Origin of the sequence: Leifsonia sp. ALI-44-B, from assembly GCF_001984125.1 — a bacterium.
Taxonomy (GTDB): domain Bacteria; phylum Actinomycetota; class Actinomycetes; order Actinomycetales; family Microbacteriaceae; genus Okibacterium.
Map to the genome: position 1 here is coordinate 1521513 of NZ_MTQL01000007.1, position 16157 is coordinate 1537669.

General features: G+C 68.9%; 11 protein-coding genes. 6 read left to right on the forward strand and 5 right to left on the reverse strand.

Going from position 1 to position 16157, the window contains the following annotated elements; all coding sequences use genetic code 11:
• Positions 1-228: 228 nt before the first annotated feature.
• The 3 genes from glgX to treZ are packed head-to-tail and all read left to right on the forward strand — an operon-like array spanning position 229 to position 6697.
• A complete protein-coding gene (glgX, locus tag ALI44B_RS14130) occupies positions 229-2424 on the forward strand; it encodes a glycogen debranching protein GlgX (RefSeq protein WP_077055211.1) in 2196 nt (731 codons plus the stop codon).
• A complete protein-coding gene (gene treY, locus ALI44B_RS14135) occupies positions 2424-4925 on the forward strand; it encodes a malto-oligosyltrehalose synthase (RefSeq protein ID WP_077055212.1) in 2502 nt (833 codons plus the stop codon). The genes glgX and treY overlap by 1 nt, the downstream gene beginning before the upstream one ends.
• Positions 4922-6697: a malto-oligosyltrehalose trehalohydrolase gene (gene treZ, locus ALI44B_RS14140; protein ID WP_077055213.1), complete on the forward strand. Its 1776-nt coding sequence runs from the start codon at positions 4922-4924 to the stop codon at positions 6695-6697. The genes treY and treZ overlap by 4 nt, the downstream gene beginning before the upstream one ends.
• A 90-nt stretch (positions 6698-6787) precedes the next feature.
• Here treZ and ALI44B_RS14145 read toward each other — a convergent pair whose 3' ends face one another.
• Both ALI44B_RS14145 and ALI44B_RS14150 read right to left on the reverse strand, forming a co-directional pair.
• The gene (locus ALI44B_RS14145; RefSeq protein WP_143459283.1) at positions 6788-7786 is read right to left on the reverse strand and encodes a metallophosphoesterase; all 999 of its coding nucleotides are present in this window, start codon (positions 7784-7786) and stop codon (positions 6788-6790) included.
• Positions 7783-10320 (reverse strand): transglycosylase domain-containing protein, encoded by a 2538-nt coding sequence (locus ALI44B_RS14150; RefSeq protein ID WP_077055214.1) that lies wholly within the window; start codon positions 10318-10320, stop codon positions 7783-7785. The genes ALI44B_RS14145 and ALI44B_RS14150 overlap by 4 nt, the downstream gene beginning before the upstream one ends.
• A 54-nt stretch (positions 10321-10374) precedes the next feature.
• On the opposite strand from ALI44B_RS14150, the gene sp36 reads away from it, so the two are divergent.
• Positions 10375-10545 (forward strand): Sp36 family protein, encoded by a 171-nt coding sequence (gene sp36 / locus ALI44B_RS16010; RefSeq protein ID WP_143459285.1) that lies wholly within the window; start codon positions 10375-10377, stop codon positions 10543-10545.
• Positions 10545-11015 carry a RidA family protein gene (locus ALI44B_RS14155; RefSeq protein ID WP_077055215.1) on the forward strand — a complete coding sequence of 157 codons (471 nt, stop codon included), beginning with the start codon at positions 10545-10547 and terminating at the stop codon, positions 11013-11015. Before sp36 ends, ALI44B_RS14155 begins: the two co-directional genes overlap by 1 nt.
• On the opposite strand, the gene ALI44B_RS14160 is transcribed toward ALI44B_RS14155, so the two are convergent.
• Positions 11012-13351 (reverse strand): glycosyltransferase family 39 protein, encoded by a 2340-nt coding sequence (locus ALI44B_RS14160; protein WP_077055216.1) that lies wholly within the window; start codon positions 13349-13351, stop codon positions 11012-11014. The genes ALI44B_RS14155 and ALI44B_RS14160 overlap by 4 nt on opposite strands.
• On the opposite strand from ALI44B_RS14160, the gene ALI44B_RS14165 reads away from it, so the two are divergent.
• Positions 13350-14630 carry a ThiF family adenylyltransferase gene (locus ALI44B_RS14165; RefSeq protein ID WP_077055217.1) on the forward strand — a complete coding sequence of 427 codons (1281 nt, stop codon included), beginning with the start codon at positions 13350-13352 and terminating at the stop codon, positions 14628-14630. The two genes, ALI44B_RS14160 and ALI44B_RS14165, sit on opposite strands and share 2 nt — an antisense overlap.
• A gap of 97 nt (positions 14631-14727) precedes the next feature.
• On the opposite strand, the gene ALI44B_RS14170 is transcribed toward ALI44B_RS14165, so the two are convergent.
• Both ALI44B_RS14170 and moaA read right to left on the reverse strand, forming a co-directional pair.
• Positions 14728-15081, reverse strand: a complete 354-nt coding sequence (locus ALI44B_RS14170) for a MoaD/ThiS family protein (RefSeq protein ID WP_077055218.1) — start codon at positions 15079-15081, stop codon at positions 14728-14730.
• Positions 15082-15090: 9 nt separating this feature from the next.
• Positions 15091-16122: a GTP 3',8-cyclase MoaA gene (gene moaA / locus ALI44B_RS14175; protein WP_077055634.1), complete on the reverse strand. Its 1032-nt coding sequence runs from the start codon at positions 16120-16122 to the stop codon at positions 15091-15093.
• Between the last annotated feature and the right edge of the window lie 35 nt (positions 16123-16157).

Consider the following 16157-nt stretch of genomic DNA (forward strand, 5'->3'; position numbering starts at 1 on the left):
CTCTCGTGTCATCGGGCGGTGAGCGGATGCTCGGCCGCACGTTGCCGGATCGGCTATAGCAGCCCGTCCTCTTCTCACGCTAGCCCCGCCCGCTCTGTGCGCAAGGGGGAGAGCGGAGTCACCGGTTCCCCGTACGATCGGAAGGAAGCTGAATACCGTTGGACCTCTTGTTGAACCCTCCGCCCGGGCTTTTCCCGCGGACGGAAACCCCCGCACGAATGGATACTGATGGAAACCTGGCCCGGAAACCCCTACCCGCTCGGAGCGACCTTTGACGGCAGTGGCACGAACTTCGCCATCTTCAGCGAGACGGCCGATCGCGTCGAGCTCTGCCTGTTCGACACCGACGGCACCGAGCACTGTGTTGACCTGGTCGAGGTCGACGCCTATGTGTGGCACGCCTACCTGCCGCAGGTGCACCCGGGGCAGGCCTACGGCTACCGCGTGCACGGCGAGTACGACCCGGCATCCGGCAAGCGTTCCGACCCGTCGAAGCTTCTGCTCGACCCCTACGCCAAGGCCGTCCAGGGTGAGATCGACTGGAACCCGGCGATGTACTCCTACAGCTTCGACGACCCGACCGTGCGCAACGAGGACGACTCCGCCCCCTTCGCCTCGAAGAGCGTCGTCATCAACCCGTTCTTCGACTGGGAGGGCGACCGCCTGCTGAAGACGCCCTACAACGAGACCGTCATCTATGAGGCGCACGTCAAGGGCCTCACCGAGATGCACCCCGAGATTCCCGAAGAGCAGCGCGGCACCTACGCCGGAATCGCGCATCCCTCGGTCATCCAGCACCTCGAGCGCCTGGGCGTCACCGCCATCGAGCTCATGCCCGTGCACCAGTTCGTGCACGACTCCACGCTCGAAGAAAAGGGCCTGCGCAACTACTGGGGCTACAACACCATCGGCTTCTTCGCGCCGCACAACGGCTACTCGTCCACGGGCGACGCCGGCCAGCAGGTGCAGGAGTTCAAGTCCATGGTGCGCGCCCTGCACCGCGCGGGCATCGAGGTCATCCTCGACGTGGTCTATAACCACACGGCCGAAGGAAACCACCTCGGCCCCACCCTTTCCATGCGCGGCATCGACAACGAGGCCTACTACCGCCTCGTCGACGACGACAAGCAGTACTACATGGACTACACCGGCACGGGCAACTCGCTCAACGTGGGCCACCCGCACGCCCTGCAGCTGATCATGGACAGCCTGCGCTACTGGGTCAACGAGATGCACGTCGACGGCTTCCGCTTCGACCTCGCCTCCACGCTGGCGCGCGAGTTCTACGACGTCGACAAGCTCGCCACCTTCTTCGAGCTCGTGCAGCAGGACCCGGTGGTCTCGCAGGTCAAGCTCATCGCCGAGCCGTGGGATGTCGGCCCCGGCGGCTACCAGGTGGGCAACTTCCCGCCCCAGTGGACCGAGTGGAACGGTAAGTACCGCGACACCGTTCGTGACTTCTGGCGCGGCGAGCCCTCCACGCTCGGCGAGTTCGCGGCCCGCCTCACGGGTTCGGCCGACCTCTACGAGCGCGACGGACGCCGCCCCGTGGCATCCATCAACTTCGTCACCGCCCACGACGGCTTCACGCTACGCGACCTCGTCTCCTACAACGAGAAGCACAACGACGCCAACGGGGAAGACAACAACGACGGCGAATCGCACAACCGCTCGTGGAACTCGGGCGTCGAGGGCGAAACCGACGACCCAACGGTGCTCGCCATCCGCTCACGCCAGCAGCGCAACATCCTGGCCACCCTGTTGCTCTCGCAGGGCGTGCCCATGGTGCTGCACGGCGACGAGCTGGGGCGCACGCAGCACGGCAACAACAACACCTACGCGCAGGACTCCGAGATCGCCTGGCTCAACTGGGCCGACGCCGACGAGTCGCTCATCGAGTTCACCTCGGCCGTGATCCGCCTGCGCCGCGAGCACCCCACCTTCCGCCGCATCCGCTACTTCGATGGCCGACCCGTGTCGCGCACCAACGAAGACCCGCTGCCCGACATCGTGTGGCTCAACACCAACGGCGCCGAGATGGAGGAGAGCGACTGGGATTCGAGCTACGCCAAGGCCGTCGCCGTCTTCCTCAACGGAAACGGCATCCGCGGGCGCGACCGTCAGGGCCGTGAGGTCACCGACCAGCACTTCATCCTGGCGTTCAACGCGTCCGACACCGATGTGCCGTTCACGCTGCCGCCGGCCGAATACTCCGAGAAGTGGGACACCGTCATCAACACCGCCGGGGGAGTCGCGGGGCTGAGCGCCCTGCCCGCCGGCAGTGAACTCACCGTCGCCGGCCGCTCCATCGTGGTGCTGCGCGAACACGTCGAAAAGCCGATCGCGGCCGACGACTCGATCGCCGAAAGCCTCACGCAGACGGCCAGCCACCCTGTCATCGAATCGGGATCACCGGAGGTCTGATGAGAATCCCCGCCAACACCTACCGCCTGCAGCTGCAGAAGGACTTCACGTTCGACGACGCGGCCGCGGTGCTTCCCTACCTGAAGCGCCTCGGCGTCGACTGGATCTACCTGTCGCCCATCCTGAAGGCCGAACCGGGGTCGAACCACGGCTACGACGTCGTCGACCACACGAAGGTCGACGATGAGCGCGGGGGCCGCGAGGCCTTCGCGCGCCTGGCCGAGCGTGCCCACGAGATGGGCTTCGGCGTGCTCGTCGACATCGTGCCCAACCACGTGGGTGTCGCGACGCCCCACATCAACGGCTGGTGGTGGGATGTCCTCACGCACGGCCAGGCCTCCCAGTACGCATCCTTCTTCGACGTCGACTGGGCGGCGGGTGGCGGCAAGCTCGTCATCCCCGTGCTCGGCGACGAATCGGGCGAGGGGCTCGAAGTGGTCGGCGACCAGCTGCACTACTACGAGAACCGCTACCCCATCGCGCCCGGCACCACCGAGGGGCTCGACGCCGAGGCATCCGACTATGCGCTGTCGGTGCACGAGCGCCAGAACTACCGCCTGGTGCACTGGAAGCTGGCCGACACCGACCTGAACTACCGTCGGTTCTTCGCGGTCAACACGCTGGCCGCGATCCGGGTCGAGGACACCACGGTGTTCAACGCGTCGCACGTCGAGATCGAGAGCTGGTTCCAAGAAGGACTGGCCGACGGCCTGCGCATCGACCACCCCGACGGCCTCTACGACCCGTCCGGCTACCTCGAGGGCCTCTCGGCTCTCACGGGTGACGCCTACCTGCTGGTCGAGAAGATCACCGAGCCGGGCGAGCAGCTGCCGACCGAATGGCGCACGGCGGGCACCACGGGCTACGACATGCTGGCCACCATCGACCGCTTGTTCGTCGACCCGGCCGGCGAGTCGGCGCTCGACGCCATCGACGCCGAGCTGCGCGCGCAGACCGAGATGGGCGAGGCACCCACGTGGGCCGACCTCATCCACGACACCAAGCGCGGCATCGCCACGGGCATCCTCGGCAGCGAGACCCTGCGCCTGGCGCGCGAGCTGGGTCAGGCCAACGACGACAACACCATCGATGCGCTGAGCGAGATCCTGGCCAGCTTCCCCGTCTATCGCAGCTACCTGCCCGAGGGCTCGAGTGCTCCTCTCATGGTGGCAGCGGGGGATGCCGCGGCGCGTCGCCCCGAGCTCGAACCCACGATCTCGGCCCTCGTCAAGCGTCTCGCCGACCCCTCCGAGCCGGCCGCGCGACGCCTGCAGCAGACCTCCGGCATGGTGATGGCGAAGGGCGTCGAAGACACGGCGTTCTACCGCTACACGCGCCTCACGTCGCTCACCGAGGTGGGCGCCGACCCGAGCATCTTCGCCACCGACACGGCCGAGTTCCATCGTGTGCAGGCCGAGCGTGTCGGGCGGTGGGAGCGCGCCATGACGACGCTCTCGACGCACGACACCAAGCGTGGCGAAGACGTGCGCGCCCGCATCAGCACCATCGCCGAGATTCCGGGCGAGTGGGCCGAGACGCTGCGCGGCATCCGTGCGACGCCGGCCGGAACCACGGGTGACGGGCCTTTCGACAACCTGCTGTGGCAGGCGATCGTGGGCGCCTGGCCGCTCAGCCGCGAACGCGCACACGCCTATGTCGAGAAGGCCTCACGTGAGGCCGGCAACTCCACCACGTGGACGGCCCCCGACGAGGCGTTCGAAGAGCGTATGCACGCGGCCGTCGATGCCGCGTTCGACGATGAGACCGTCAACGGCCTCGTCACGTCGTTCGTGGCGCGCGTGACCGATGCCGGGCGCAGCAACGCGCTCGCCGCCAAGCTCGTGCAGATCACCTCGGTGGGCGTCCCCGACGTGTACCAGGGCACCGAACTGTGGGAGGACTCGCTCGTCGACCCCGACAACCGTCGCCTCATCGACTACGACGCGCACATCGCCACGCTCGACCGCTTGGACGCGCTCGAGTCCGGCACCGTGCCGGCCGTGGACGAGGACGGGCTCGCCAAACTGCTCGTCACGCAGCGCGCCCTGACGCTCACGCGCGACCGCGCCGACCTGTTCACGGGGTATGCGCCCGTGACCGTGTCGGGCCCCGCGGCCGCGCACCTCATCGCGTTCGACCGCGGGGGAGCGATCACGCTCGCCACGCGCCTGCCCCTCGGCCTCGCCGCGCGCGGCGGCTGGGAGGGCACCACGGTCGCGCTTCCCGAGGGCCGCTGGCGCGATGCGCTCAGCGGGCGCCCCATCGGGTCGGGCGAGGTGACGGCCGCCGAGATCCTCACGGCGCTGCCCGTCGCACTGCTCGTGCGCGACGAGGGCGACAGCGATGCGAACGCCTCCGCCGGTAACGCCGGTGCCGCCGCATCCGAGCTCGCCGCCTCCGAACACGGTGCCGAGGGCTCGGTCGAGGCCGATGTCGAGCACGCCCCCGATCACACCCCGACCGACACGTTCGCCGAACCGGATGCCGAAGGAACATCATGACCCGCCACGAACCGTTCTCCGTCTGGGCGCCCCGCGCCGACACCGCCGAGCTCGTCCTCGGCAGCGACACGGTAGTCCTCGAACCGGCCGGTGACGGCTGGTTCGTCGCCCCCGCCGACACGGTCGCTCAGGCATCCGCTGCCGGCGACGTCGACTACGGCTACCTGCTCGACGGCGAAGGCCCGTTCCCCGACCCGCGCTCGCGCCGCCAGCCGAAGGGTGTGCACGAGCTCTCGCGCACCTGGGATGCCTCGGCCTACGCCTGGGGCGACCACGCGTGGTCGGGCCGCCCCCTCGCCGGCGGTGTCATCTACGAGCTGCACATCGGCACGTTCACGCCGGGCGGCACGTTCGACAGCGCGATCGAGAAGCTCGACCACCTCGTCGAACTCGGCATCGACTTCGTCGAGGTGCTGCCCGTCAACGGCTTCAACGGCGTGCACAACTGGGGCTACGACGGCGTGCTGTGGTACGCCGTGCACGAGCAGTACGGCGGCCCGACGGGCTACCAGCGCTTCGTCGACGCGTGCCACCAGCGCGGGCTCGCCGTCATCCAGGACGTCGTTTACAACCACCTCGGCCCCTCGGGCAACTACCTGCCGAAGTTCGGCCCCTACCTGCACGACGGCAGCAGCAACACCTGGGGCGCGTCGCTCAACCTCGACGGCGAAGAGTCGGATGCGGTGCGCGACTACATCGTCGACAACGTGCTGTCCTGGTTCACCGATATGCACGTCGACGGCCTGCGCCTCGACGCCGTGCACGCCCTGCGCGACGACCGGGCCACCCACATCCTGCAGGAGATGGCCATCCAGACCGAGCGTGTGAGCGCCCGCCTGAACAAGCCGCTCACGCTCATCGCCGAATCCGACCGCAACGACCCGCGCACCATCACGCCGCTCGAGGCGGGCGGTATCGGCATGGCGGGGCAGTGGTCCGACGACTTCCACCACGCCGTGCACGCCAACGTCACGGGCGAACACGACGGCTACTACTCGGACTTCGCCGGCATCGAGAGCCTCGTCAAGGTGCTCACGCGCGGCTTCTTCCACGACGGCACGTACTCATCGTTCCGGGGTCACCACCACGGCGCGCCGATCGACACACTGCGCACCCCCGCGTGGCGTCTCGTGGTGTGCAACCAGAACCACGACCAGATCGGCAACCGCGCCATCGGTGATCGCCTGACGGCCACGCTCGACGAGAACCAGCTGGCACTCGCCGCGGGCCTTACGCTGCTGTCGCCCTTCACGCCCATGCTGTTCATGGGTGAGGAGTGGGCCGCATCGACGCCGTGGCAGTTCTTCACGTCGCACCCCGAGCCCGAGCTCGGCACCGCGACGGCCGAGGGGCGCATCGCCGAGTTCGCGAAGCTGGGCTGGGACCCGAGCATCGTTCCCGACCCGCAGGACCCCGAGACGTTCGAGCGCTCGAAGTTGCAGTGGGGCGAGATCGAGGGCGACGGCATCCACGGTCGCACGCTCGAGCTCTACCGCCGCCTCATCCACCTGCGCCGCAGCATCCCGTCGATCACCGACCCGTCGTTCCGCGACGTCACGGTGCACGCCCCCGCCGAGACGCTGCTCGTGGTCGAACGACCGGATGTCGCCATCCTCGTCAACCTGGGAGCCGACACTGTCGAGCTGCCCGACGCCCTGGCGGCCCGCTACACCGGATGGTCGGAGGCCCTCGTCTCGGGCGACTATACGGCTACGCCGACGCTGGGAGCGCACACCCTCGTCGTCCTGACGCGCACGCACCTCGCGGCCTGACCAGAGCCAGCTCTTTCCGCTGCCCGGAACACACGAAGACCCCCTCACGAATAGGTGAGGGGGTCTTCGCTATGAAAGGAGAACGGACGCCTACGGCTTCGGAACGAGCGTGAGCAGCGTGGCCTCGGGACGACACGCGAATCGCACGGGGGCGTAGATCGAGGTGCCGAGGCCGGCCGAGACGTGCAGGTGCGCGGCCCGCCAGGCGTGACGCCAGATGCTGAGCCCCTTAACCTGGGCGCGCGGGATGTCGCAGTTCGTGACGAGCGCGCCGTAGCCCGGAATGCAGACCTGCCCGCCGTGCGTGTGCCCGGCGAGGATGAGGTCGGCACCGTGCGTGACGAACGAGTTGAGCACGCGCTGGTAGGGCGCGTGGGCGACTCCGATCGTGACGACGTCGCGCGTTGTGCGCTGCGCGTCGGCCGTGTCTTCGTCCTCGAAGTCTTCGTCCTCGCGCTGCGCGTCGATGAGACCCGTGAGGAGGTCGAGGCGGTCGACGCCGATGTGCGGGTCGTCGACGCCGAAGAAGTCGAGGCGGGTGCCCTTGATGGTCACGCCGCCGACGGCGTTGTTGAGGTTCTGCCACCCGAGCGAGTCGGTGAAGAAGCGCTCGAGCCGCGCGGTGTCGAGGTCGCGCGTGCGGCGCTTGGGTCGGCCGGCGGCGCGGGAGCTCGGACCGAAGAAGTAGCGCAGCCAGTTCTTCTTGACCGGGCCGTAGTAATCGTTCGAGCCGTTGACGTAGGCGCCGGGCACGCCGCCGAAGTCGGCGAACGCCAGCTCGATGCCCGCGATTCCGTCTTTGTGGCCCAGATTGTCGCCCGTGTCGACGATCAGGTCGGGCTTCAGCTCGGCGAGCTCGCGCACCCACTGCTGCTTGTCGGCCTGCCAGGGCGCCATGTGCAGATCGGAGACGTGCAGGATGGTGAGCGGCTCGGCGCCGTGCGGCAGCACGGGCACCTCGACGCGACGCAGCGTGAAGAGGCGCCGCTCGATGAGCGACCCCCAGGCGAAGGCCAGAAGCCCGGAGAGGGCCAGGGCGCCTACGGCGACCCCGGCCCCTCCGGTGGTGCGGCGGAGCGTTTTACTCAACCGCAGTTCTTCTTCTTCAACGCGACGGTGACCGTGGTGTTCTCGGGGTTGGCGGTGGTGTTCGCCGCCGGGTTCTGACCGGTCACCTGCCCGTCGTTCGGGGCCCCGGGATCGGCGGTGCACATGAACTGCACTCCGAAGCCGGCGTCTTCGAGCGACTTCTGGGCTCGTTGCTGGTTTTGGTTGGCCACATCGGGCACGGCTACCTCGGCCGGCTGCCCGCTCGACGGCCGCAGAGTGATGGTTGAACCGACCGACACGTTCACGCCGGCACCGGGCTCGGTGGCCGCGACGACACCCTCTTGCAACTGCGACGCGATGGGCTCGCCCGTGGCGACGGTGAAGCCCGCGGACTGCAGCGTGGTGGTGGCATCGGCGACGGACTTGCCGCGCACATCGGGCACCGCGACCTGCTTGGCGCGGATCAGGCTCTGCGAGGGCTGCGGGAACGCATCCCCGCCGAACTTGCCAACGGCCGAATTCATGATCTGCGACCAGACGCGGAACTTGGCGCTGAAGCCGGTTTGCCCGCCGAGCACACGCACGTTGTACATGCTGGCGTCGCCCGTGACGTTGCCGATCCAGAGCGAGGTGACGGCCTTGGTGGTGCCACCCGTGATCCAGGAATGCAGCGCGTCGTCGGCGGTTCCCGTCTTGCCGAACAGGGGAGCGCCGCGCACGGTCGTGGCCGCGGCGGTTCCACCGGGCTGGAAGATCGTCTGCATGGCGTAGGCCGCCGTGTTGGCGATCTCGGGCGTGACGCCCTGCTTGCAGTTGGCGTTCGGAGGCGTGAGCTTCTCGCCGTCGGGCTTGACGATCTCGTCGATGACGATGGGCTCGCAGTACTTGCCCTGGGCCGCGATGCCGGCGAACGACGAGGCCATGGTGAGGCCGGCGATGTCATTCGATCCGAGGATGGAACCGGGGAAGTCGACGAGCTGCTTGCCGTCGGCGCGGTGAACGCCCATGGACTCGGCGGTCTGGCGGATCTCGCAGAGGTCGAGCTTCTGCGCCATGGCGACGAAGGCCGAGTTGACACTTCGCTTGGTGGCGTCGATGGCCGTGATGGCTCCCGGGCTCGATCCGTCGAAGTTCTGTGGGTTCCACGCGCCGCGCCAGTTGCCCTCACACGTGTTGGTGAAGGAGGTGAACGTGCGGCGCTTGCCGTCAACCGTCTCGTTGAGCGAGTGCCCGTTCTTCAGCCAGTCGAGCAGCGTGTAGACCTTGTAGGACGATCCGACGGGGAAGCCCGTGGAGCCGCCGTAGGCCTGGTCGGTGTTGTAGTTGACGGCCGTGAAGCTCGGGTCGGGCGAGTCGCCCGCCGTGTAGTTCTTGTTCTGCGCCATGGCGAGCACGCGGCCGGTGCCGGGCTGCACGGTGGCGGCCGTCGCGCCGATGTCGACGCGGGCCATGGCCTTGGGGATGTAGGCGTCGATGGCGGCCTGCGAGGAGTTCTGCAGGTCGAGGTCGAGCGTGGTGTAGACGTCGAGTCCGCCGCGCTTCAGCAGCGCCAGGCGCTCTTCGTCGGTGGCGCCGAAGGCCGGGTTGCGCTTGATGACCCAGGTCACGTAGTCGCAGAAGTAGGCCGCGTTGCCCGCGGTCTGGCAGCCGGATGACGGCTGCACGATGTTGGGCTCGACCGCCGAGGCGAGAGCCACGTCGTGCTCTTCCTGCGTGATCTTCTTCTCTTCGAGCATCTTGTCGATGACGTAGTCGCGTCGGACCTTCGTCAGCGAGTAGCCGTCGGCCGCGCCGTTGACCTCCTGGTCGGGACGGTCGATGCGCAAACCCGAGGGGTTGTTCAGCATGGCGATCAGCGTGGCCGCCTGCTGGATGTTGACGTCCTTGGAGGACACCCCGAAGTAGTACTTCGACGCTGCCTCGACGCCGTAGCTCTGCCCGCCGAAGTTGGCGATGTTGAGGTAGCCCAGGAGGATCTGGTCTTTGGTGTAGTTCTTCTCGACACCGACCGCGAGACGCATCTCTTTCAGCTTGCGCTCGGGGGTGGTCTTGGTGGCCTCTTTGTAGGCGGCGTCGCGCTTGTCTTTGTCGGCGATCTGCTCGGCCTGCTGCACGAGGACGTTCTTCACGTATTGCTGCGTGATCGACGAACCACCCTGGGTGTCGCCACCGACCACGTAGGTCTTGATGACCGCACGGGCCGTGCCCATGATGTCGATGCCGCCGTGCTCGTAGAAGCGGGGGTCTTCAGCCGAGACCGCGCCGTCTTTCAGGAACTGCGAGACGTTCTCCCACGCCACGTCTTCGCGGTTCTGGTCGAAGAAGGACGCGAGGAGCACGTGCGTGCCGTCGGCAGCCGTAGCGTAGATGTTCGACTTCTCCATGGGAGCGTCGACGTTGAGGTAGTTCGGCAGGTTGTCGAAGACGCTGATCGCGTTGTTCGCGGTCATGCCGGTGAGGGCGAGAGCGGGTGTGACAGCGGCGGTGACCAGCACCCCGGCGGCGACGCTGAGGCCGACGAATCCGAGGAGGCCGCCGAGCGCACCCCTACCCGTACGTTTTTCTTGAGGCATAGGATCGAGCCTAAGCGACAAAACTGTAAAAGTGCCCGAATAACGAGGAGAACCATGCCCCGCTGGGAGTACGTCACGACCCCCCTGCTCATCCACAACACCGCCGCGATCCTCAACAACTGGGGCAGCGACGGCTGGGAGCTCGTCCAAATCGTTACCGGACCGGAAGGCGGCCTCGTGGCCTACCTGAAGCGCCCGGTCGCCGAAGCCGGAGCGGGCGCCTGATGGCCGTCATCGCCGAGCGGCTCGCCGAGCTCGCCATCGAGCTGCCCGAGGTGGCCGCACCGGTCGCCGCCTACGTGCCCGCCGTGGTTCAGGGCAACCTGGTCTACACGTCGGGCCAGCTGCCCTTCGTCGCGGGCGCGCTGCCCGCCACGGGCAAGGTGGGCGACGGCCACGGCCTGGTGCCCGCCGCCGACGCGCAAGACTTCGCGCGCACGGCCGCCCTCAACGCCCTCGCCGCCGTGCAGAGCGTCATCGGCTCGCTCGACCGCGTCACCCAGATCGTCAAGGTCACGGGTTTCGTGGCGTCCGCCCCCGAGTTCACCGGTCAGCCGGGCGTCATCAACGGCGCCTCGACGGTGCTCGGCGAGATCTTCGGCGACCTGGGCGTGCACGCGCGCTCGGCCGTCGGCGTCGCCGTGCTGCCGCTCGACTCGCCCGTCGAGGTCGAGATCATCGTCGCCTTCGCCTAGGGCGCGGGCGTCGCGACCGGAACGGTGGGAGCCGACGTCGACCCCGGTTCGCCGGGCAGCGGCGTCGGCATCCCGAACGGGTCGGTGGGCGGCGTCGTGAGCGATGGGTCGACGTAGTCCTCGGGCGGGGCGCCCCGCGTGGGAGCATCCCCGTCGTCGGTCGGCACGCGCTCGAAGCGCAAGACGTTCACGCCCGTGAGCTTCCACTGTTCGGTGATCGAGAAGCCGAGGGGCGCCAGCCGTGCAGCGACCCCGCCACGCCAGTCGCGTTTGTTGCTGGTGATCAGGTAGATGACATCCGCTTCATTGGCCACCTCGAGGCGCTCAGAGAGCGGGTAGATGCTCTCCCAGAGGGTGCCGCGCAGGGCGCCGGGGGTGTCGAGGTTGATGTCGGTCATGCCGGCAAAGGCATCGGGATAGGCGACCTCGATGACGCGGGAGGTGGCCGTGGGGTGGCGTCGGACAGGGCCGAAGATCACGGCATCCTTGGTGCCCACCGTCTCGGCCGCACGCTCGCGCGCGATGAGGTCGGCCACCTGCGACCACGCCGAGTTGTCCTTGGCCTCTGGCAACCGCTGAGAGACGATGGATGGCGCAGCCACCGCCGCAATGACCGTGACGGCGATCGCGATCTGCCACTTCTTGCGCAGCACCGCCACGATCGGCACGGCCATCAGCAGCGCGAGCGCCGGAGCGGTGAACGCCAGGTAGCGCGGCGAATAGAGCGGCGAGAAGATCTCGGAGGCGACGACGAGGCCCGACAGCGGCACGAGGAGCCACGGCACGGCGACCTGCAGCAGCGTGAGACCGCCGCCCGCGATGCCACCCGGTTTGGCGGGGGAGCGGAATCGTACCCAGCCGCCCCACGCCAGGATGACGACGCCGATGGCGGCGAGAGGCCAGCCGATCCAGGCGAGCACGGGGTTCTCGGTGAAGAACTGGGTGGTGAAGATCTGGCCGCGCGTGGCGTCGCTGATGGGCGCGATCCAGCTGACCTGTTTGGCCTGGGCGCGGATGGCGAGCACCAGCGGCAGGGCGCCTGCGGCGGCGATACCGGCGGCGACGAGGAACGATCCGAAGACGCGGGCCGTGTTGGCCGCTCGGGCTTTGCCCCGCAGACGCGTGAGCGCCCACCAGACCATGGTCACGCCGTGCGCTGCGAGCAGGAGGGCGAGGTAGGCGAAGATGGCGACCCCGCCGACGGCCAGCACGACGTAGGCGACCCAGGGCCAGATGCGGCGACGGCTGCGCACGGCGTAGACGAGCACGAGCGTGAGCGTGATGGCGATGAGCGTGGTCAGGGCGAACGAGCGGCCCTCGGTTCCCATCCACGCCACGCGCGGCATGAGGAAGAACAGGATGCCCGCTACCACGGCGATGCGGTGCGTGACGAGCCGGCCGCCCAGCCACACGATGAAACCGGAGGACAGGCCGATGCAGACCGCGCTCGGCAACCTCAACGTGAGCGGGCTGTAGCCGACCAGGTCGAACCACAGGTGCATGAGCGAGTAGTAGGCGGCGTGCACGGCGTCGACGGTCTGCACCATCTGCCAGAGCTGGCCGAAGCTGCGCGTGGCCGACGTGACCGTTGCGGCCTCGTCGTACCAGACCGAGGGAACCCAGAGGAAGGCGCCCGAGACGATGAGGCCCGCGAGGCCCACGAGGATGGCGTCGCGCAGGCGCCGGCCGCGCCCGGGGGCTGCGGGGGAACGCTTCGACGAGCGCCGGGGGGTCTTCGTCGAGGTGGCGGCTGTGGATGCCTCGGGTGAGGGCGTCTGGGGCGAGGGTGTCCGGGCCGAGGATGTTTCAGTTGCAGGAGCTTCGGCGGAGGATGTCTCGGGTGAGGCCGTCTCAGGTGAGGCCGTCTCGGGTGAGGCCGTGTCGGGTGAGGTCGTCGCAGATGACGTCTTCCCTGATGCCGAGCGAGCGTGCTGGTCGCGCTGAGCCGCGGCGGCGGCGGCCGGAGCCACCACGCTTGCGACGGCCGGGGCGCCGGAAGGTCCGTCACCGTGCGCGGTGGCAGGTGCCTCGGCCTGCGCCGGAGAGTCGTCTGCGGGCACTGGGGCGCTCGCCGCGTTCTCGTGCGCCGATGGAGACGCTGAGGCATCCGGGTGCTCGTTTGCGTTTGCGTTTGCGTTTGCGCTGGCGTCAGCGGGGTCACCGAAGACCTGGGTCGCGCGCGTGATGGCGGCGTCGAGGTCTTCGGGCGAGGACGCCGCGGGGGAGCGGTCGGGCTCGTCGGGTCGGTCGGATGCGTGAGGTGCGGTGTTCTCGCCCGCGGTTAGGCTGGGGTCGTCGCTGCCGCGCGCCGAGTGTGCGCGAGGAAGGTCAGTCATGAATTCTCTGCCTCCGCTAGTGGAACCCGGGCCGGCGCTCAGCCCTGCCCAACTCGAACGTTTCTCACGTCATGTTGCCTTGCCCGGCCTCGGACTCACCGGTCAACGACGGCTCTCGAACGCGCGTGTGCTGGTGGTGGGGGCCGGGGGTCTCGGCTCACCCGTGCTGCACTACCTTACCGCGGCGGGCATCGGAACCCTGGGAGTGCTGGACGACGACACCGTGGATGTGAGCAATCTTCAGCGGCAGGTCATCCACTCGACAGCCACGGTGGGCATGCCCAAAGCGGAGTCGGCGGCCCAGGCCATGTGCGCCATCAACCCCGACGTGCGCGTCGAGGTGCACCCCGTGCGGTTGATGCCCGAGAACGCGCTCGACCTGTTCGCGCGCTACGACGTGATCGTCGACGGAACCGACAACTTCTTCACCCGCTACCTCGCGAATGACACGGCGGCCGTGCTCGGCAAACCGTATGTCTGGGGCTCGGTGCTGCGCTACGACGCGCAGGTGAGCGTGTTCTGGCAGGGAGCCCCCGAGGGGCGGTCGCTCGACTACCGCGACCTGCTGCCCGTCGCGCCGAACGACGACGACGTTCTCTCGTGTTCGGATGCGGGCGTGCTCGGCGCCGTGTGCGGCCTCGTGGGTTCGATGATGGCGACCGAGACGATCAAACTCGTGGCCGGCGTGGGCGACGTGCTGCTCGGGCGCGTGCAGAACTTCGACGCGCTGGCCGGCACCTGGCGCGAGTTCGAGCTGCGCCGCGCTGACGCTCGGCGGCCCATCACGCTCGACGAGTGGCGCGAGCGCTGGGGTGACGCGGCGGTGACCGTGAGCGGGCTTTCGGGTGTCCCGGGCGGGGAGCGCGAGGCCGGATTCCCGGGCCGGTCAGGCGCGGAAGCGGCTGCGGCAACGGGCTCACCATCTGATGGCACAGCGGTGGACGACAGCGTGCCGCTCATCGAGCCGCGCGAGTTGGCGGCGCTTCTGCGCGGGGCCGATGCGGATGCGGGTATCGAACTCGTCGACGTGCGTCAGCCGTTCGAGCGCGACATCGTCTCTATCGTGGGCTCATCGTGGCTCGACCCCGAGGCGCTCGTCGAGGGCCTGCGACAGCGCGGCGTGGATGCTGAAACGCCCGTCGTCGTGCTGTGCAAGTCGGGCGTGCGCTCGGCCCGCGCCGTGCGGGAGCTGCGAGAACACGGGGTCGACGCGCGGTCGCTGCGGGGCGGCATCCTGGCCTGGGTCGACGAGGTCGAACCCGAGTTGCCGCGCTACTAGAGCTGGGAGGGTCGCGACCGCGCTCGCGGCGCAGGGGGGCCGCGATCGAGCGCTCCGTCGAGGTGAACGTGAGCGATCGCGCCGGTGTCGTTCGGCCTCAGCCGCCGGCGAACGGGGGCATGACGTCGATCCGGTCGTCCGCCGCGAGGGTGCGGGCGTGGTCGGTGACCGCCACCCCGTTGACGAGGAACGAGCAGCGCCGGAAGACCGCCTCGGCGTGAGTGACGGCGTCGGTCGAGATCGAGGTGGCCGCAGGGGCTGGTGCCGCGGCTGCGTCAGCGACCGGGGATGACGGCGCCGCGAGTTGCCCAGCAACCGCCGCGAGAGCATCCGCAATGGTGGAGCCCGCCGGGAGGTCGACCTCGGCGGTGTCGCGACCGACGGCGGCACGCGCGGCAGCGAAGAAGCGCAGGGTGACGCGCAGGGCTGTGGTGGAGGCATCCGCTCGCATTGTCACGCGTCAGCCGCCGATCGCGCTCATGCTGCGGGCGGGCTGCACGAAGTCGGGGTTATCGAGGCCGTGCCCGGCGGGTTTGCCCCACATGGCCTCACGCCACAGGTTGGCGACCTCGGCGTCGGAGGCACCGGCGCGCATCGGGGTGAGCAGGTCGGTTTCGGTGTGCGAGAAGAGGCAGCTGCGCACGCGGCCGTCGGCCGTGAGGCGCGTGCGACGGCAGTCCGCACAGAACGGCTCGGAGACCGAGGCGATGATGCCGACCGTGCCGAGCTCGACGCCCGACCGGTCGAACACGCGGAAGAGTTCGGCGGGGGCGCCGTCGCGCGGGGCGTCGTGGGGCGTGAGTGTGAAGCGTTCGGTGAGGCGGGCTCGAATCTCGGTGGCCGTCACCATATCGGAACGGCTCCACGTGTGATCGGCGTCGAGGGGCATCTGCTCGATGAAACGCAGCTGGTAGCCGCGTTCGAGGCACCACGCGAGCAGCTCGGCCGCCTCGCCGTCGTTGACCCCGCGCAGCAGCACGGCATTGATCTTGATGGGGCCGAGACCCGCCTCGGCGGCCTTCTCGATGCCGTCGAGCACGCGTTCGAGGAACGGGCGGCGCGTGACCTCGAGAAAAGTCGCCGCGTGCACGGTGTCGAGCGACACGTTGATGCGGTCGAGGCCCGCGGCGGCGAGACCGGCCGCGCGCGACGACAGGCCGATGGCGTTGGTCGTGAGCGAGACCTCGGGGCGCGGTTCGAGCGCGGAGCACGCCGCGATGATCGAGGCCAGGTCGGCGCGCAGCAGCGGCTCGCCGCCCGTGAAGCGCAGCTGGCGCACACCCAGCAGCGAGACGGCGATATGAGACATCCTCACGACTTCATCGGCCTGCATGAGCGCCGCGGCGGGTTTGGTGGGCAGGCCCTCGGCGGGCATGCAGTAGGTGCAGCGCAGGTTGCAGCGCTCGGTGAGCGAGATGCGCAGATCGGTGGCCGAGCGGTTCCAGCGGTCGACGAGGCCGGATGCCGCGGGGCGCGCGCCCGCGTGCACGATCGGGCCGAGCCCGAGACCGACCGGGGTGGCCGACG